Genomic DNA, 18713 nt, shown 5'->3' with positions numbered 1-18713 from the left:
ATTTGGTCGTCGAGCCGGCAGGCCACCGAGACGCAAAAGTGCGGAATGCCATAGGCAAGGTTCACTGTGCCGTCGATGGGGTCCAGAATCCATTCGTAGCCCCTGCCCCCGCTGCCTTCGCCGCCTTCCTCGCCCAGAATCAGATGTTCCGGAAAAGCGGATTGAATTTCCCGCGTCAGCAGGTTTTGAATGTCCACATCCAACTGGATCTTGAGGTCGTGATGCGAGGCTTCATTCACCACCAGTTGCGTGCCGAAACGTTCCCGCAGCAAAGCGCCCGCCGACAAAGCGGATTGCCGCGCGGTTTCGAGTAAAGCATCCAAATCGGGAGGAGTAGTCATGGAATCGGTAATTTTATCAGATCGGCGGCAATAACGCCACCGCTAGATCGCCTGCTCCGGCAGCACGCTTTCCCCACGGATGGAATCCGCAATGGAGCGCGGATGCTCCTCATTCTCCGCAAAAAGCGGCGATTCCTCCTTGCGCGACAGCTTGACCGACACGATCTTCGACACGCCATGCTCCTCCATCGTCACGCCGTAAAGCACGTCCGCGCTGCTGATGGTGCGCTTGTTGTGGGTAATGACGCAGAACTGCGATTGCTTCACAAAACGCTGAAGAATACGGATGAACCGGTTGATATTCGATTCGTCGAGCGGCGCATCCATTTCGTCGAGGAAACAGAACGGGCTCGGCTTGACCATATAAATGGCGAACATCAGCGCCACGGCGGTCATGGTGCGTTCTCCGCCCGACAGCAGCGAGATGGATTGCAACTGTTTTCCAGGAGGGCGGGCGATGATGTCGATGCCGCATTCGAGCGGATCGTTTTCGTCCTGCAACACGAGATGGGCCTTCCCGCCTCCAAAAATCTCCAGGAACATTTCCTCGAAGTTCTTTTGCACCTTCGCAAAGGTTTCGGCAAAGAGCACCTGGGTGGTCTGGTTGATTTTCTTGATCGCCTCGTGGAGTTGATCGCGCGAATGGATCAGATCCTGTTCCTGGGTCTGGAGGAATTTATGGCGCTGTTCGAGCTCTTCATACTCGGTAATCGCTTCCACATTGACAGGCCCCATGCGGTCCAGTTTTTCACGCAGCTCGGCCACTTCCTGTTCGAGGGCCGCCCAATCGGGCTCTTCAACTTCCTGAACAGGTTCCGGCACGCTGGGCGCCTCGGCAACAGGCTCTGCGCCCTCCACCGATATCGCCTCGCCTTCGGCTGATTCGGACGTCCCCTCCTCCGTCGCTGCCTCCGCTTTCTCCGGCTGAGCCTCAACAGGCGCGGTAACGGACGGGCTCCAGGTGGCGAGATCCACCTGGTATTGGCGGTTGATGCGCTCGATCAAGGCATCCAGCTTCATCCGTTGACCGGCGACCGCGACTTCCTCGCCGCTGTATTCGGTCTGCAATTCCGTGGCGCGGCGGCGGTCGTGGCGCAGCGACTCTTCAATTCCAACCAGCTCTCCTTGAATGCCTTCCTTGATCGAAGCGGTTTCCTGAATCTTGACGGCGATGGCGGCGACTTCTTCCTCCGATTTCCTTGAGTCCAATTCGGCGTCCAAGATCTCCTGATGGCTTTGCTTGGATTTGGCTTCGTAATCCTCGGTCTCGGCCAGCAAACGGCTGACCGCTTCCTCCAATTCATGAAGCCGGGCGCTGATGGCTTCCTTTTGCTGGCGGATGGCTTCCAGGCGTTGCAAGGCCGCCGCTTCCTTGACCCGGCATTCGGTGACAGCCTGCGTCCATTGCTCCACCTGCTGGCTGAGTTGTTGGAATTGTCCCGCCAGGGATTCCTGCTCGCGCGCCTTTTCCTCGCGGCTGGCGGCGAGCTCGCCGAGACTTTTCTCCAGCGATTTGTAATCCTCCTGGTCGGTCCCGGTCTGCGCGCCAAGACTGTTGCGCTCGTGCATGACAGCCTGAAGACGGTTGGCCGCGTCGTGCTGCTGCCGCAAAAAGCCCTTTTCCTCGTAATCCAATCCGGAAAGCTGGCCTTCCATCTCCTGTTTTTGCTTCTGCAACCCAGCGATGCGTTGTTCCTTATCCGTGATCTGGCTGGAAAGTCCGTCAATCTCGCGCGTGGCCGCCTGCACACGCGCCGACAAGGGCTCGATTTGCTTTCGCAGTTCGAGCAATTGGTTCTCGTATTGAAAGACCGATTGCCCGTCCTCGCGCGCGATGCCGCGAATCTGCCAGCCCTCGCGATACCAGATTTCGCCGCGCTTGGTGACGATATGACGGTCGCTCCGCACCTTGCGCAACGCATCTGCGTCGTGCTCGTTCTCGACCAGCAAAAATTCGTTGAGAATGCGCAAAGCCAGCCTGCCCGCATCGCCCTCGCAGCTTACAAAACTGGAAAGCGACGGCACGGTCGAGGAGATTTCTCGCGATTTTTCAATCGGAGCGGGACGGGCCGCGGGCGCTGAAGATCGCGCGCCAAATACTGAAGAAACCCTGCCCCAGAATTTCTTCAACGGATTGAGAGGCAACTCCATCTGCTGCTCAGGCCGTGGCTGCTGCGCCGGCTGGCTTGAAACATTTGAGAGGTCGGAAAAGGCCAGGACACCGCTGTCGCCGAGTTCTCCCAGGATCTTTTCCAGGATTTTGGGCGACTCCACCAAAACAGCCTCGCAAGCCGCTCCCAAAGCGGCTTCAACAGCCTTCTCATAACCGGGCTGGACCTTGATGAAATCGAGCAAAGTTCCCACCACGCCCTTGTTTTTATACGATTCCAAAACCTTCCGCGTCGGCTCGGAATATCCGGCATGGGCGGCGATGAGTTTCTCCAAAACCCGCGCGTTCGCCTGCAACTCTTCCATCTGCTTGCGAGTCTCATCGAAGGAGGCGCGGGCGGCATTCCGTTGCGCTTCGAGCGCGGCCAGCCCGGTGCGGCCCGACTCGATTTCAGAGGAAAGAGCCACTCCGTTGGAGCGCAGTGAGGAAATTTTTTGCGCAAGAGCCTCGCACTTGGCCACGAGTTCCGATTTTTGCTGCGTAAACAAGGCCTCGTCCTCGTCCAGCTTGACCCGGCGGACGCCGTAATTTTTCTTTTGCAGTTCGATGCCCGCCATCCTCGTGCGGGCTTCATTGATGGCCTTGTCAATGCCGGAAATTTGAGATTCGAACCTGGAACGGGTTTCCAGATTTTCCGACACCGCGCGCTTGCTCGCATCCAGCCGTTCCTTGTGGCCGTCCAGTTCCTTGCGTATGGCCTGCATATCCACATCGACCCGGCCATACTCGCCGCTGATGGACTCAAATTGTTCCCGTTGTATGCGAAGCTTTTCCTCGCTGGCGGCAATCTCGGCCTGATTGCGTTCCTTGAGGGACTCAAGTTCTTCGATGCGCTGCCGGTTGAAGGTAATCTGTTGCCCGGCTCGTTGAACACGGCCCTCGGCGTTGCCGCGCTCCTGATCCAGCAGGCGGATGTTCTGTTCCAGGCGTTCCATCTCGGAGCGGCGCTGGCGGACGGTTTCCTCGCGGGTCTCAAGGCCGCTCTGGGTCTCTTCGTATTGGCGGCGCAGGTTCTGGGCCAGGGCTTCGCCGTGGTCCAGTTTCGCCTTGAGTTCGCCATACGTATGATGCGCGAGGCGCGTATCGATGTCGCGCAGGCGGTTGTACACCTCCTGGTAGCGTCGCGCCTTGGAGGCCTGGCGCTGCAGGGAGCCGATCTGGCGGCCCACCTCGCGGATAATGTCGGTGACACGGAGCAGGTTGCCTTCGGTTAGCTCCAGCTTTCTGAGAGCCTCCTTTTTCTGCGATTTAAACCGGGTGATGCCGGCCGCTTCCTCGAAAACCGCCCGGCGGTCTTCCGGCTTGGAGCTCAGGATCTGGTCGATTTTCCCCTGCTCCATGATCGAGTACGCGCTGCGCCCGATCCCGGTGTCCATGAAAAGCTTGTGGATGTCTTTGAGGCGGCAGGGCGTTTTGTTGATTTCGTACTCGCTGCGGCCATCGCGGAAAACACGCCGCGTGATCCGGACTTCGTTGAAATCGACTTCGAGATCCTTTTCGCAGTCGGCAAAGGTCATGGACACCTCGGCCATGCCCATGGATTTTCGGGAGTCGGTGCCGCCAAAAATCACGTCCTGCATTTGGGCCCCGCGCAGGGCTTTGGCGGAAGTTTCGCCCAGTACCCAGCGGATGGAATCGAGCACATTGCTCTTTCCGCAGCCATTGGGGCCGACGATGGCGGTGACACCGCGGTGGAAGTTAATGGCAGTCGGGGGGGCGAAGGATTTGAACCCGGCGAGTTCCAATGACTTTAAATACATCCAGACTATTAAAGAGGGCTCGGGCTACGTGGCAATAAAAAATACCATTAGTAGTGGATGCCCGGTTCATAAGGGCCAGATTTGGGGCTCTTAATTCCCGCGAAGATACAACTGCCAGGCTTTGGCCACATCTTCATCCGGCAACCAGACGGCTTCGTGACGTTTGCCATGAAAATCATTGTTAACGGCGATGTCGTAGGTTTTCGGATCACCCAGCCAGCCGGATTGAAAAGATATCCGCTCCAGATGCACCTGGCCGGAGCCTTGGGTTTGCAAGCTTCCGTGGCCTGTATCGTCCAGCGACAGCCGTTTGCGAATGGCCGAGCGCAGGAACGGGATGGCAACATCCATGCTTTTCCCAATGTCATGGCCCTCGTTGGGATTGAGAGCCAGCGTCCATACCGCGTGTTTTTGACGTCCGGCCTCGTAGTTTTTCAGCGCATCTTGCACCCAGTCCGGTTTGTCTTTCCCGCCGGTGGCAATAAAAATAGGGATCTCAGCTTTGCCGGGAGGCATGTCGGCTCCGGGGCCACAAGTCCCCCTGATGCTGGCAAAGGCGGCCACTCGTTCGGGGAAATAGGTGCAATAGCGGACCGAAACATTCGATCCCGCGGAGTGCCCCCACAATGCCAGGGGCGCTTTGCGCAGTTCTTCGTGCGCGCTGTCCTGCGCCAGCTTTTCCACCGCTTGGTTGATAACTTTGCAGAGCGGTCCCTGATCGCCTTGATACGCGAAGGGGTCGCCATCGGCAAAACGGCAGGCCAGGATGGCGAAACGCACGTCGGTGGCGAGCGCCTGCCAGTGGGGATCGTCCGCCATGCCACGACCGTCGCCGTGGCGGCCCGGAATCAGGACCACCACCCCGTTCAAAGGGCCGTCGCCGCCCGGTATCCACCCGCGGAATTGCACCGTTTTAAGCTGGTCTTCCGGGAGCGGGCCCGCGTCCCAGTCCAAAGTTTTCTGGGCATGCAACCCCGGGGAAAAAAGCACCGTGGCAGCGAGGAAACAAAGGATGGTTTTCATGGTGGAGGAAGGGATTTGATGAATAGGTAGTTAGGTATTCTCTTTTCCCATTTCATCAAATAGCAGCCTTACACCTATATTTTGAAAAATACTAAGAGTAAGAACAAGCATAAATGCACCGAATCAAAAATGATAATCCTGTCCTGCTTTACTGAAATAAATCCAGAAATTACGAAAGGCATTGAGTACACCAAGGATACATAAACAAATCGATAGATTTGGATTTGAGCGTGTTCGTAGCGCAAAAAGGGCGTAGCGTTTCGCAAGGAGCTGTAGTATTTTGCTCATAATATTGAACCTAACAGTATTTTAAATTTAGGGCAATTTCATTCAGGAAGACCTCACAGATCCCAGCAGCATGCATGGATTCGGGCTGGAGACAAGTCCGGGATTGGGTGGGAGAGGAAGGGGGAAATAGTTCTTGGTTCCTTGTTCTTGGTTCTTAGTGATTTTTGAGAACGGCTTCGAATATCCATGTACCGCGAGCGACATGACGTTAATACAAATGCAAAGCGTCCGCAGCGGCGGACGCACTCCAAAATTTTCCACCCTATTCCGCGCCTTCAGCGCTCACGGTGTTTCAACATCAGTGTCCATCCGTGTTTATCCGTGGTTCAATGAAAGTTTTAAGCCAGAAATCTGGGGAATCCGCGTTATCAGCGGTTAAACCCGTATTCCTCTGCGCTCTCTGCGACTGCGGTGAAACTTCCTAAACCAGGCCCAGTTTCATGCGGCCGACTTCGCTGATCATGCCCTGGTGCCAGGGCGGTTCCCAGACGAGGAACACCTCGGCTTCGCTGACTCCGCCAATGCTCAAAATCTTGTTCTGGGCGTCGTTCTGCAGCACGGGCCCCATGCCGCAGCCCGGCGCGGTCAGGGTCATCTTGACCTGGGCCTTGTGGGTGCCGTCGTCTTTTGGCTCCAGACTCAGGTCATAAACCAAACCCAGATCGACGATGTTCACGGGAATTTCAGGATCATAAACCGTTTTCAGCAGCTCCCAAATTTTGGCTTCGATCTGTTTGCCATCCAACGGCTCCCCGGCAGCGGGCAGATCCGCAGCGTCCTTCGCCGATTCAAGACCCAGCGCATCGGCGTCGCGCGCTTCGATGCGGGCCATGCCCTGGTTCGACACCACGGTATAGGTCCCGCCCAAAGACTGGGTAATGCCGACTTCAAGCCCGGCTTTGAGGGTCAATTTCTCACCACTGGGGATGCGCGTGGCTTCAACGTCGCGCGTAAGCTTGACCGGATCGTGCTTGCTCATGAAATTTTGTTCCGGGAACTATTCCGTCCCCTGCAGGCTGCGGACATTGGTTTCGTCGATCCCGCCCTCGGCCACCGCATCCACACTGATGCCCCTGGAGCGAAGGAATTTTTCGGCAATCAATCCGCGCAACTGCGCGCTGATTTCGGGCCGCCCAAAGCGCGACAGCACTTCCTCGGCGAAACCGACCGATATCAGGTAATCGGCTTCATGGCGCGGGATGCCCCGGGTCTGCATGTAAAATAATTCTTCAAAATCAATCTGCCCGGTCGTGGCGCCGTGGCTGCACTTCACGTCGTCGTTGCGGATTTCCAGGCCCGGCATCGAATCGGCCTCGGCGTCGGCACTGAGAAGAAGGTTGCGATTTGTTTGATAGGCATCGGTTTGCTTCGCGCCCGGCTCCACTTTGATCAAGCCTTCGAAGATCGTTTTCGCGCGATGGTTCAGCGTGTTTTTGTAAAGCAGGTCGCTCCAGGTATTGGGCTCAATGTGATCCTGCAGGGTCCGCTGGTCGAACTCCTGGCGCCCGTGGCAGGCGGACAAGCCGAGCATTTCGCTGCGCGCGCCGGGCCCGGCCAGGCGGCTGTGGCTTTCGATGCGGGCAAACGAGCCGCCCAGATTGAAGTTCAACGATTTCGCGTTGGCGTCCTTGCCGACATGAGTCGAGCACATCTGGAATGTCAGCACGCTTTCGCTCCATGTCTGGCAGCAGAGATAATTGACGCGGGCCCCCTGCCCTACGATCAAATCGCTCACACTGCACGCAAAGCCGGGCGTCTCGTCCAGCGAACGGTAAAAATCAGCAAAGGTCACCGAGCTGTTGTCGCCCGCCACAATCAGCGTGTGCGGGAAAACGGAACTGTTCCGGCCGGTCATCCAATGCCAGGCCGCCAATGGCAATTCGACCGCCACATTCTTCGGCACATAAAGCAAAATGCCGTCGCAGCAGCGGGCGCGGTGCAGGGCGGAAAATTTTTCAGAGCCCAAAACAACGGGCTGTTCCATGAAGTGCTTTTTCAGCAAATCAGGATGTTTGCGCAAGGCCGATGAAATGGGTTCGAAGATAACCCCGCGGGCTGCCAGGTCCGCCGAGATGGCGGAAAACGACAGCAGTTCGTCATTGGCAAAAACCGCATGTCCGGCCGTCTCAAAATCGGCTTTGGAAGCGTTGAGTATCTGTTCGCGGAAGGATTCGGGCGTCGGATCCGGCAGCACATAGGGGCCGAGCTCCAGGCTTTGGATCGTCGCAAAGCGCCAGTCTTCATCCTTGCGTTTGGGCATGGGCAGCGACTGAAACCGTTTCCAGCTTTCCAGTTGCCCTTCCACCCACCAAGCCGGAAGTTCGGACGTTTGGCGGCCGGGAACCGGATCTGATAACAGGGAAGAGCTTGTCCCTGTGGCGTTTGCCGCCGTCCCCGATGATTTCTCTTCCACAACAGTTTCCATGTATTTCATCAGACTCCCAGATTCGGAAACCGGGTTTTCGTCCGGCTCCGGCTCTGGCGGGGCCGCTTTTGAGCCCGATTTAACCGAGTAAAAAAGGGTCAGGCGCCGTCGTTGCCGATGGCTTCAACCGGACAGCCTTCCATGGCTTCCTTGCAGAGCGCGGCCTCTTCAGGGCTGGCCGGCTGCTTATAGACATACGAGTAGCCGCCGTCGTCCTGACGGCTGAAATTGGCCGGAGCCGTTTCACGGCACAGGTCGCAGTCGATGCATTGGTTGTCCACGTAATACGATCCCGGAACATTTTCCGGATAACGGTTTGCTAAATCTGCCATAGTTTTCCTTGTCTAATATTGAGGTTTTGAACCTTCCGAATTAGCCGACTGAGCCTTCCATTTCAAGATCGATTAAACGTTTCAGTTCGACGCTGTATTCGATCGGGAACTGGTTGACGAGGTCGTTCACGAATCCGTTGACGCTGAGGCTCATGGCCTGGGCCTCGCTGAGTCCGCGCTGTTGCATGTAAAAAATCTGCTCGGCGCTGACCTTGCTCACGCTGGCCTCGTGCTGGACGGAGTTCCCGTCACCCCGGACCGAAATCGCAGGGTACGTATCGGTCCGGGATTCCGGGTTGATGAGAAGTGCGTCGCACTCCGTGTTGTTCTTGCAATGCTTCAAGTGTTTCGGGATATGCACCAGGCCGCGGTAACTTGACCGGCCCTTGCCGATGCTGATGCTCTTGGCAATGATGTTGCTGGTGGTTTCGTCCGCCGCATGAATCATCTTGGCGCCGGTGTCCTGGTGCTGTCCGTTGTTGGCCAGGGCGATGCTGAGGACTTCGCCGCGCGCCTTGCGGCCTTTCAAAATCACGCCGGGATATTTCATGGTGAGGCGCGAGCCGATGTTGCAATCGATCCACTTGATCTCGGCTTCTTCCATCGCCATGCCGCGCTTGGTCACCAGGTTAAAAACGTTCGCGCTCCAGTTTTGCACGGTGATGTACTGGATCTTGGCGCCTTTCAGCGCAACCAGTTCGACCACGGCGCTGTGCAGCGTGGTGGTCTCAAACTTGGGGGCCGTGCAGCCTTCCATGTAGGTCACTTCAGAACCTTCGTCGGCAATGATGAGCGTGCGCTCAAACTGGCCGAAGGATTCGGCATTGATCCGGAAATAGGCCTGCAACGGATGGCGGACTTTCACGCCCTTGGGCACGTAGATGAAACTACCCCCGCTGAACACCGCGCTGTTCAAGGCGGAATATTTGTTGTCCCCGATCGGGATCACCTTGCCGAACCAGGGCCGGAAAATCTCAGGATATTTTTTCAATCCCTCGGTGCTCCCCACAAAGATCACGCCCTGGTCGGTCAGGGCCTGCTTCATGTTAGAGTAGGCGGCTTCGCTGTCGAACTGCGCTTCCACGCCGGCCAGAAATTTGCGTTCCTTTTCGGGAATGCCCAGTCGCTCGAAGGTCCTCTTCACATCATCCGGCACTTCGTCCCAACTGCGTTTGGGAACCTGGCCCTTGGACAGGTAATACCGGATTTTTTCAAAATGGATGTTTTCCAGGTCCTTGCTGGCCCAATGCGTCGGTGTCGGTTTCTTGAGAAAAATATCCAAAGCTCTCAGACGGAACTGGCGGATCCACTCCGGATCGTCCTTGATGTCGCTGATGTAACGTACCGTGTCCTCGCTGAGGCCGATGCCCGCGTCAAAGGCGTAACTCTCTGGATAGGAAAAATTTCCCATCTCCACGTCCAGATTCAAATCAGGTTTTTCGGCGACATTCATTTGTACTCACTCCAGTTCGGTGTTCCGGCGCATCACGCAGCCACCGGTTCTCCAGCCGCCTGGATGATTGACTCGTAACCTTTTTCTTCAAGTTCCAGGGCAAGTTCCTTGCCTCCACTGCGCACGATGCGTCCCTGCACCATCACATGCACATGATCCGGAACAATATAATTCAAAAGCCGCTGATAATGCGTAATGACCAGCCCGCCCAACTTCGGCCCGCGCAGACGATTCACGCCATCGGCAACAATCCGCAGCGCGTCGATGTCCAGGCCGCTGTCGGTTTCGTCCAAAACCGCATACGCCGGATTCAGCATGGTCATTTGTAAAATCTCATTCCGCTTTTTCTCGCCGCCCGAAAAGCCGTCGTTCACTGAGCGGGAAGTGAAGCTGCGGTCCATTTCAAGTTCATCCATCTTGCGATAAAGTTCCTGGTAAAACTCGACCGCATCGAGTTCCTCACCCTCGGGCAGGCGGGCCTGCAACGCGGAACGGATAAAATTGGCGATGGTGACGCCTGGAATTTCGCTCGGGTATTGAAAAGCCAGGAAAAGGCCCAGACGGGCCCTTGCATCCGGTTCCATCTCCAGAATATTTTGACCATCGATGAGAACCTCCCCCTCCGTGACTTCATAGTCCGGATGGCCTGCCAAAGCCTTGGCGAGGGTGCTTTTGCCGGAACCATTGGGCCCCATCAAGGCATGGATTTCACCCTTGGGGATCGTAAGGGAGAGGCCCTTCAGGATCTCGCGCCCTTCGATGGTGGCGTGCAGGTTTTTAATTTCTAAGGAACTCATCGACAAAACTATAGAACAGATCGGGGATTACGCAAAAGGAAATTGAGACTTTGTTGCAACTAGCAATTACAGGGTGAAACATCCGCAATTAAAGATAAGCAGCGCTTATTATTGATCCCCCCAATCTGGCTTAAACATTTCATAATGCTATAGACCCCTCCCTTTCCACTGCTTACCCCTTCTTGTGTTTCTCTATATATTCCCTGAGTTGCTTGAGTTCCTCAGGCTGGATTCCAGGCAGCATGATGCGTCCCTGAGTCAGCGGTTGATCGATAACCGGGGCGTAAATCACACGGTTGTTACAGACCACCACCATGATTTTTCCGATGTTTGCGCTCGTGGTCGTATTGAGAACATTCACGCCTATGCTGTCGAACTGGATTAAAGTCGTCCCATCCGGCAGAAGAGTGGCCTTGTCTATGTATTTTTCAGAGAGAAAACCGTATTTTTCGATCGCGATGGTCTGGGGTGGATCGGGCACTTCAACGAGCGTCCAATTACTCCCCGTCTGCGTGGTGGACTGCAAATAAAACCGCAGAACAAACCCCGGCTTGGAACTGCCGGCGATGGCGGCAGACAGAAAAACTCCCCAGAACGCAACCGCGAGAATTTTGATGCGCATGCCCTTGATTAAAGCGGAACAAAGAAATAAAAGCAAAAAAATTGAATCCTGGCCGGGGATGTTTATTCTAATCCTCAATGAAATGGCAACCCAGCGCAGTTTTACTGCTGATCCTGGCCGTCCGGGCGGCGGCAATCGACGTCAACCCCAGCCGCCAATCGGTCCCGAATCAATTCATCAATCCGCCCGGGAAGCGCTTTTCCATCTTTGCAGGAGACCCGGAACGGGTGCAAAAGGCCAATGAAGTCAACCTGAAGGATTTTCAGGCGGAGTTGCTCATTCAACCCAACAGTCTGTCAAAGACGCCTTCGGCCGCGGAGCAGGCGACCGTTGCCCCAACGGATGTCAAGGTCACCTTCAAGGTTAAAAACGCGGGCAAGAAAAATTACATTCTTTCCTTTCCCGACGCGCAGCGCTACGACGTCGCCGTCACTGAAGGCAAGGACCAACTGATCTACCTCTGGTCCGGCGACAAGATATTTGAGCAAACAACGGGCAAAAGCTTTGTGAATCACGGTGAAACCCTCACCTACAATTGCCAAATCCCGATCGAAAAGCTTTTCAATAGCGCCAAGCCCGGCACCTACAATGTGAAGATGATCCTGGCCAATTATCCTGAAATTTCGGCTGAAGGCACCCTGACCATCAAGCCCTAACCTACTTGTTCTTGTTCAGTATCTCGCGGATCTGATCCATGCTCAGGCGCTGGTCCTTGAGATCGTCCTTGTTTTTCAAGGTGTCATTGATGACTTTGACTTCCTTGGAAATGACCTTCAGCTCGGGCCCGCTATAACGCTCGTCCATCCCTTTACCTGGAAATTTTTTGTCCGCAAAATTGGTCATCTGGCCGGACTCGCGCGCAGGCTGAAATTCCAGCACCTTGCCTTTGATTTCCTTGCCGCCGGGATTGTAGGTATTTAACGCGGAATAAGGCGACTTGGAAGAAACCGCATAGGTGGAAACACCCTGGAACTCTTTTGTGTTGTAAGTGCCCTTGAACTCCTTGTTATCCCAGGTGCCGAAACCAGACAGTCGTTTGGGGTCAAACTCCGAGGACTCCTTTTCATTCAGCGTTTTGGTTGAGAATTCCTTCGTTGAAAACACCATCTTTGAATAATCCGTGAGCTTGCTCGGTTGGAAATTGCGCCCGGTATCCGCACCCGCATCCGAAAGGCCCGCCCTTGCCGCAGTCCCCGCGAGCGCCCAGACGCAAAAAATCAGCCCTAATTTTTTCACCACTTCAAAATCCTAGCATAAACCGCCTCTGGAGCCAAGAGGTATTACAGCCACCAAACAAATCCATTTCCCCTTGCGGAGGCGTTCCCGTACGGTAAAGCCGTTCTTCTTTAGCGCATTAATCACCGTCGCTTCCTGATCGCGCAAAATTCCGGAAACAATCAACTTCCCCTCCCTCTTCAGCCAGCGGCGGAATCGCGGCAGGGCTTTCCCCAACAAATCGGAAAAAAGATTCGCCACAATCAGATCAAACTTCCGGTCCGGCTTGAAGCGCAAAATATCAGAACAAACCCAGCGGACCTCCGGAATCCGTTCATTGCCCGCCGCATTTTCCCGGGCCACCCGGATGCTGTCCGGATCAAAATCCACGCCGGTCACCCGATGCCCCAGCAGTCCGGCCGCGAGCGCGAGTATTCCGCTCCCGGTTCCCGCATCCAAAACATTTCCGGGTTTTTCCGGAAGATGCCGCAATAGCCGGCGCAGGCACATCGCGGTGGTGGCGTGCTCTCCCGTCCCAAAGGCGATCCCCGCCGGAATTATCAGCCGCGGCAACCGGCGATGCGGCACGGGCACTGCGGAGGCTTCCGAAGCCAGACACAAATACGGCGGCAGCGGCAGATAAAAATGGCGGTGCTGCGAGGCCATCCAGGCGGCGGCGCGCCTGCGGACCACCTTGCCGCCGAAGGCATGTTGAAGTTTTCGCAAAGAGGAAGCTGTCTGGCTGTAAACCTCCACCCGGGCGGTTTTATGCCCGGGCAAATGGGTTACGACGCAATTTTCTCTGCCGGACCAAACAAGACGCTCGATCCAAGCATCCTCCCAGCGCGCCGGAATCATCCGGGACCAGACATCCACGGATTTGGGATTACTTGAGGAAGGAGCGCGCCGGGACAAAATCCTGCCGCGTAATGTCGATTTGCGTCCTCTCATACTCCTTGATGGCAAATTCCTTCATCGCCCAGTAAATCTGATCCGGGGATTTGGCCTGGACAAAAAAGATGTAGTTGCCGGGAGGCAGGTCCAGCGACTTGTCCTGGAGGTTGTGCATTTGAACTGTCGCATCCGCTTCAATGGGGTATTTCATCTTGATGAAATCATTCGGGGCTGCGAGCAGATCCGTGACAAACTGCCGCACAATGACCTCGATCTGCCCTTCCATCTCCTTCTTCGCCTGCGAATAGCGATCCACTTCGTCCTGAAGGGACACCAATTCCGTTTCAAGCGACGAGAGATCGGTCTTAAAGCCGTCAATCCTGGCGCGCGTCTCATCGATTTTTGGAGCGGGCTCCTTTTTGATTTCCAGGGCTTTCGCCTTGATGGCGGCCTGGCGGATCTGCCAATCCGCTTCAAACTTTTTCCAGCGACTTAGGATATCTTCGCCAAACGCCCGTTCCTCGTCCACTTTCACCCCCTTGGGCGCGGCATAAAGGGAGAGTTTGTACGAATTGACCGCGACTTCCAACGCATCGATATCCTTGTTTCTTTCGTATTTCAGCCCGCATTTTTTTGCACGGTCTTCGATTTCCTTCTGCAACGATTCCTTTGTGTCGGCATACTCCCTGTCAAGCGCAGCACCCTGGGTTTTCCACAGGGCATCCAGCTCAGTCTGGCTGGCATCGACATATCTCGGGATTTCCGCCTCCAATCCAGAAATCTGGCCTTCGAGCGACTTTTTTCTTTCCTGCCGTCCCGCCATGTCCGCCTGGGCGGCCGCGAGGTCGTCTTCGATGCCTTTCAACTGTTCTTCCAGCGGATGTACCCGCTTGGCATAATCCGATTTCAACAGGCTCAGTTTGCCCGTAAAATTATAAACCACAGCCGGACGGTCAACGATCTGCAGGTCTCCGGGAACCACATGCGCAATAACACTTGTCTCGCGTAAATAGAGATAAGTTCCGATTCCAACCCCCAACAGCACAAGCCCCAGCGCCCACCAGCGCACGGAGCGTGGAAACTCGGGCACCATGAAGTGGAACCGCCTGCGGGGAGGTGCTTCAGGCGGAGGCAGGATCACCCTGGGCTTTTTCTTGCGTTCGCGGTTGGCTTCCAGTTCGACGCGCCTGACCGTCTGCTTCGAGCCAGCGGCAGGTTTCCCGCTCTCGGCCGGCATGCGGATTTTATCAAGTTCAGCGCCGCTGAAGGTCCGGAATTCATCGGATGGGACTGCAGTGGGCTGAACGGCGCCTGCTTCGGATTTTAAAGTTTCCACAGGCGGTTTGACGAGAGGAACGGTTTTCCCCTTGGCCTCGGATATCGGCTCCTTTTTTAGCTCTTCCTGTTTGACTGGAACCGGCGGCGGCGCGGGTGGCGCAGGCGGGGCCGTCCGCCTCATCTGGACTGCCAGTTCAGGCGCCATGACTCTGCCGCTCCTGACGGGCCCTCTGGGAAGAGGCAGCTCTTCCTTTTTGGCCGACTGGGGAGGCTCGGGCACTGTTCCCGGAATTGTCGCCTTCGGCTTTTCAGGCTCGCCGCTTTTTTGCGGCGGAATCGGAGGCGGAGCAATCCTTGCTTCAACAGGCGGCCTGGAAACTGCAGGTCCCGGCGGCAGAGGCGGCGGTGGCGACAAGGGATCCTTTGCCATGTGAACGTCCGGAGGCTTGGGTGCCGGAACGGTTTCTTCAATTTCGGCTCCGCCGGGCCGGAGGAACTCAAACTCCGCGGCCAGATCCGGGGATGGAGGCTGTTCCTTGGGCAGAGTAATCCGCTCCGTAACGCTTCGGCCCAGTGTTGGGGGCTTCGCAAAAACGGACATCTCATTTGCCAAATCAAGCGACGGTTCGCCTCCAGGCAAGGTCTGGGGCTTTGCGGGTTGTGCGGACGATGGCGCAACGGGTGCCGGTGGTACAATCGGCTTCGGGACGAAATCCTCCTTCTCAGGCCGAAAGAGTGCTTTCAGGCCGGCGAACAGACTCTTTTTTTCATGCTCGGAATCTTTAGACATGATGTTGCGCTTGCGGATAGGAACCCAGGATTTTTAGCCAACGTGTTTTTTTGCGAATCTGGCCCAGCGCCTTTCTGAGTTTAGGTTGCTGGCTATGTCCTTTGACATCAACAAAAAACAAATATTCCGGTTTGCCTGTGGCAGAGGGACGGGACTCGATTTTTTCAATGTTCAAGTCCTGCTCTGCAAACAAGCGAAGCACCCGATCCAAGGCCCCCGCCTCATTTTCAACCGCAAGCAGGAGGCTGGTTTTGTCATGGCCGGAAGGCGGCGGCATTTCCCGGCTCAAAATGAAATGGCACTCCCGGTTGCGGCACGCTTCGTGAATGTTCGCATGCCGTCTCCGCGGATAAATTTCACCACAGATCAGCAGGTCCGAGGTTACCAGCATATCGTTCACCTGATCGCCCGTCCCATCGCTCAAATTTCCGGACGGCACCACACTGGCATCCACCTCGCCGCGCTGAAGCACACCAAACACCTCGGGGATGCTGCGTTTGGATACAAATTTATCAGCGGCCCCGAAACGTTCCGTCGCAGCCCGATGACAGGAGGCGCCCTTCGGGCCAAAATAACAGATCGTCATCTGCTTTTGACGGCTGCGCGAAGCCGAGAGAATCTCCCGGTAAATCGCGCGCAAGGACCCGGCCCCGATCGGCCCTTTGTTTTGCCGGACCAGGCGCCGCAACAGCATTTCCTCCCGGTCCGGAGCAAACACAGCCCGGCCGGAGGCAAGCTTCAGCTTCCCCACCTCCTCGGACAACCGGCAGCGCTCGTTTAAAAGGCGCAGCAGGTCCGAGTCAATGGCGTCGATTTTATCCCTGATTTTCTGCAGGTTCATGAATAAGTTCTTGTTGCTTGCTGGAGTCGTCCGATGCCGGGTCCGGCAATTTAACCCGTTTGAGTTCCTCAACATTCGGCAGATCATTCAGGGCCCTTAGTCCGAAATGCTCGAGAAAATAGTCCGTTGTTTCATAAATCAGGGGGCGTCCGGGCACATCCGCGCGTCCCGCCACACGCACCACGCCCCGGTCCACCAGCGTCTCCAAAACGCCGCCCACGGCGACTCCGCGCACGGCCTCGATCTCCGCGCGGGAGATCGGCTGCCGGTAGGCGATCACCGCGAGCGTTTCCAAGGCGGGCTGGCTGAGCTTGGGCGGGCGGGCCACATCGAACAAAACCTTCATCCATGAGGCAAACCCATCACGCGTGGCCATGCGGTATCCCCCCGCCACTTCCTGCACCATCATGCTGCGCCCCTCCAGTTCCGCCTTCAATTGATCGACAGCCCCGCGCACCTCGTCCTCCGACGCCTCGACCGAGGGCTGCAGGAGCGGCTCGGCCTGCGCGCCCTCGCGGACCAGGCGGGTCAATTCCTCCAAATCTAACGGTTTATTAGCCGTAAATAAAATGGCTTCAACAATGCGGATCAATTCCATAAATTCGATTTATTCAATGATGGGTTGGCCGGGGTTTTGCGGATCGGGCTCTGTTCCGACCCGGGACGCGGGCGGAAAACCGGAATCGATGCGGACCAGATCGATTTCGCCGAAACTTTCAGATTGCGCGACGCGGATCTGCTTGAGGCGGACCAGTTCCAGCACCGCCAGAAATGTCACGACAATCTCCGTGCGCGAGCTTAAATCCGAAAACAAGCTCTCAAATGGGATCACCTGGTCGGTTTGGATCCGGTTCAGGATCATCTCGATCTTTTCGCTGACGGTAAAGCGGTCTTCGTGGATTTCCTTGAATCCCTCGCGCTCGCGGGCGCGCTGGAGGATCTTTTGGAAGGCCTTGACCAGGTCGAACACGCCCACGTCACCCAGGCCGGGTTCCTTGGACTTGGGCAAATCGGGTATAACATCCCGATAGGACAAGCGCTCCTGCAACTGCTGCATCTCGCCCAACTGGCCCGCGGCGTCCTTGAACTTTTTGTACTCCACCAGTTGGCGGATCAGCTCCCAGCGCGGGTCCTCCCCTTCCTCGTCCTCCTCAGCGGTCAACTGCTGGTCTTCCGGCAGCAGGCTGCGGCTTTTGATGTAAACCAGCGTGGCGGCGATGACCAGAAATTCCCCGGCCACCTCCAGTTCCATGTCGCGCAAGGCGCCCAGATAGGCGAGATACTGGTCGCAAATTTTATCCAGCTCCACCTGGTAAATATCCACCTCCTCCTTCTTGATCAAATAGAGGAGGAGGTCGAGCGGCCCCTCAAAAACGGGGAGCTTGATCTTCCAATCGGCTGTTTCCAAATCCATCATAATAGTTTCAAATTTTTCAAAGAATACCCACGGCCTTCCGCACCCGCTCCAAAACACCGCCCGCCTGCGCCCGCGCCGTGGCGGCGCCCCGTTCCAGCACCGAATCCACGTAACCCGGTCTTGCCTCCAGCTCCGCGCGCCGCATCCGCATCGGCTCAAAATACAGCCAGAGCCATTCAAAAAGCTGCTGCTTGTACTCCCCGTAGCCTTTTCCGCCCTTTTGCATGCTGGCGGTCATTTCAGCCGTCTGCTCCGCGCTGGCCACACAACGCGCAAGAGCCAGAATCACCGAGTTTTCAAGCGGCTTGGGCGATTCCACCGGCGTGGAGTCGGTTTTGATCGACATCACCTTTTTACGAAATTCCTTCTCCAAGGCAAAGATTTCAATGGTGTTATGGTAGGACTTGGACATTTTCTGCCCGTCCAGGCCCGGAAGCGTGGCCGCGTCTTCCTGGATGTCCGGCTCCGGAATTTTGAAAACCGCCCCGAATCTTTCATTGAACTTTGCCGCTATGTCTCTCGCCACCTCCAAATGCTGTTTTTGGTCCTTGCCCACGGGAACCAGGTCCGCGTCGTAGAGCAGGATATCCGCCGCCATCAAAACCGGATAGGCAAAAAGGCCGTGATTCGGGGAAAAACCCTTCGCAACCTTGTCCTTATAACTGTGGCAGCGCTCCAGAAGCCCGACCGGCGTCACATTCGACAGATACCAGGCCAGCTCATGCACCTCCGGCACGGCGCTCTGCCGGAAAAACACTGTCTTTTCAGGGTTAAGCCCGCAAGCCAGAAAGTCCAGGGCCACACCGCGAATCCTGTCCCGCAACAGCCCGGCATCCTCAGTCGTGGTCAGGGCATGGTAATCGGCAATAAAATAAAAGCATTCCCCCCGGGCCTGCAACCCCACCGCCGGACGCATCATTCCGAAGTAGTTCCCCAAATGAGGCGCGCCGGAAGGTTGGATACCCGATAAAATTCGCATCCTAAGTGAATGCCAAAGGTTGCGAAGGACATCCAGCACTTTCTACGGACTTCCGAAACAAGATTTAACGCAAAGGGTCCTCCAAAGC

Annotated in this window: 17 protein-coding genes; 1 reads left to right on the top strand and 16 read right to left on the bottom strand. The window is 56.2% G+C overall.

Annotated elements, in window-relative coordinates:
- The 9 genes from PHD76_11475 to PHD76_11435 all read right to left on the bottom strand — a co-directional run.
- The coding region (locus PHD76_11475; protein MDD5262455.1) for a hypothetical protein at positions 1 to 341 on the bottom strand (341 nt) is incomplete at its 3' end.
- Between the two features lie 42 nt (positions 342 to 383).
- Complete coding sequence (locus tag PHD76_11470; GenBank protein ID MDD5262454.1) at positions 384 to 4271, bottom strand: AAA family ATPase; 3888 nt, start codon at positions 4269 to 4271, stop codon at positions 384 to 386.
- A 90-nt stretch (positions 4272 to 4361) separates the two neighbouring features.
- Positions 4362 to 5294 (bottom strand): hypothetical protein, encoded by a 933-nt coding sequence (locus tag PHD76_11465; protein ID MDD5262453.1) that lies wholly within the window; start codon positions 5292 to 5294, stop codon positions 4362 to 4364.
- A gap of 709 nt (positions 5295 to 6003) precedes the next feature.
- Positions 6004 to 6561: a putative Fe-S cluster assembly protein SufT gene (sufT, locus tag PHD76_11460; GenBank protein ID MDD5262452.1), complete on the bottom strand. Its 558-nt coding sequence runs from the start codon at positions 6559 to 6561 to the stop codon at positions 6004 to 6006.
- A gap of 18 nt (positions 6562 to 6579) precedes the next feature.
- Positions 6580 to 8007, bottom strand: coding sequence for a Fe-S cluster assembly protein SufD (gene sufD / locus PHD76_11455; GenBank protein ID MDD5262451.1), 1428 nt, complete (start codon positions 8005 to 8007; stop codon positions 6580 to 6582).
- Between the two features lie 98 nt (positions 8008 to 8105).
- A complete protein-coding gene (locus PHD76_11450) occupies positions 8106 to 8339 on the bottom strand; it encodes a ferredoxin (protein ID MDD5262450.1) in 234 nt (77 codons plus the stop codon).
- Between the two features lie 40 nt (positions 8340 to 8379).
- Positions 8380 to 9792 carry a Fe-S cluster assembly protein SufB gene (sufB, locus tag PHD76_11445; GenBank protein MDD5262449.1) on the bottom strand — a complete coding sequence of 471 codons (1413 nt, stop codon included), beginning with the start codon at positions 9790 to 9792 and terminating at the stop codon, positions 8380 to 8382.
- Positions 9793 to 9824: 32 nt separating this feature from the next.
- Positions 9825 to 10589, bottom strand: a complete 765-nt coding sequence (gene sufC / locus PHD76_11440) for a Fe-S cluster assembly ATPase SufC (GenBank protein MDD5262448.1) — start codon at positions 10587 to 10589, stop codon at positions 9825 to 9827.
- Positions 10590 to 10761: 172 nt separating this feature from the next.
- Positions 10762 to 11211 (bottom strand): hypothetical protein, encoded by a 450-nt coding sequence (locus PHD76_11435; protein ID MDD5262447.1) that lies wholly within the window; start codon positions 11209 to 11211, stop codon positions 10762 to 10764.
- Positions 11212 to 11288: 77 nt separating this feature from the next.
- On the opposite strand from PHD76_11435, the gene PHD76_11430 reads away from it, so the two are divergent.
- Positions 11289 to 11867, top strand: coding sequence for a BsuPI-related putative proteinase inhibitor (locus PHD76_11430; GenBank protein MDD5262446.1), 579 nt, complete (start codon positions 11289 to 11291; stop codon positions 11865 to 11867).
- Position 11868: 1 nt separating this feature from the next.
- Here PHD76_11430 and PHD76_11425 read toward each other — a convergent pair whose 3' ends face one another.
- From PHD76_11425 to trpS, 7 genes are read right to left on the bottom strand one after another with little or no spacing between them, the layout of a single operon-like run.
- Positions 11869 to 12447 (bottom strand): hypothetical protein, encoded by a 579-nt coding sequence (locus tag PHD76_11425; protein ID MDD5262445.1) that lies wholly within the window; start codon positions 12445 to 12447, stop codon positions 11869 to 11871.
- Between the two features lie 12 nt (positions 12448 to 12459).
- Complete coding sequence (locus PHD76_11420; protein ID MDD5262444.1) at positions 12460 to 13377, bottom strand: 50S ribosomal protein L11 methyltransferase; 918 nt, start codon at positions 13375 to 13377, stop codon at positions 12460 to 12462.
- Positions 13313 to 15388: a hypothetical protein gene (locus PHD76_11415; protein ID MDD5262443.1), complete on the bottom strand. Its 2076-nt coding sequence runs from the start codon at positions 15386 to 15388 to the stop codon at positions 13313 to 13315. Before PHD76_11415 ends, PHD76_11420 begins: the two co-directional genes overlap by 65 nt.
- Positions 15381 to 16229 (bottom strand): chorismate mutase, encoded by an 849-nt coding sequence (pheA, locus tag PHD76_11410; GenBank protein MDD5262442.1) that lies wholly within the window; start codon positions 16227 to 16229, stop codon positions 15381 to 15383. Before pheA ends, PHD76_11415 begins: the two co-directional genes overlap by 8 nt.
- The gene (gene scpB, locus PHD76_11405) at positions 16204 to 16827 is read right to left on the bottom strand and encodes an SMC-Scp complex subunit ScpB (protein ID MDD5262441.1); all 624 of its coding nucleotides are present in this window, start codon (positions 16825 to 16827) and stop codon (positions 16204 to 16206) included. The genes pheA and scpB overlap by 26 nt, the downstream gene beginning before the upstream one ends.
- A gap of 9 nt (positions 16828 to 16836) precedes the next feature.
- A complete protein-coding gene (locus PHD76_11400; protein ID MDD5262440.1) occupies positions 16837 to 17646 on the bottom strand; it encodes a segregation/condensation protein A in 810 nt (269 codons plus the stop codon).
- Positions 17647 to 17662: 16 nt separating this feature from the next.
- Entirely contained in the window at positions 17663 to 18625 is a 963-nt protein-coding gene (gene trpS, locus PHD76_11395) for a tryptophan--tRNA ligase (protein MDD5262439.1), read from the bottom strand.
- Between the last annotated feature and the right edge of the window lie 88 nt (positions 18626 to 18713).

It is taken from the genome of Candidatus Methylacidiphilales bacterium (assembly GCA_028713655.1).
Taxonomy (GTDB): domain Bacteria; phylum Verrucomicrobiota; class Verrucomicrobiia; order Methylacidiphilales; family JAAUTS01; genus JAQTNW01.
Note: the sequence above shows the minus strand (reverse complement) of the source record. Positions and strands in the feature narration are given on the sequence as shown.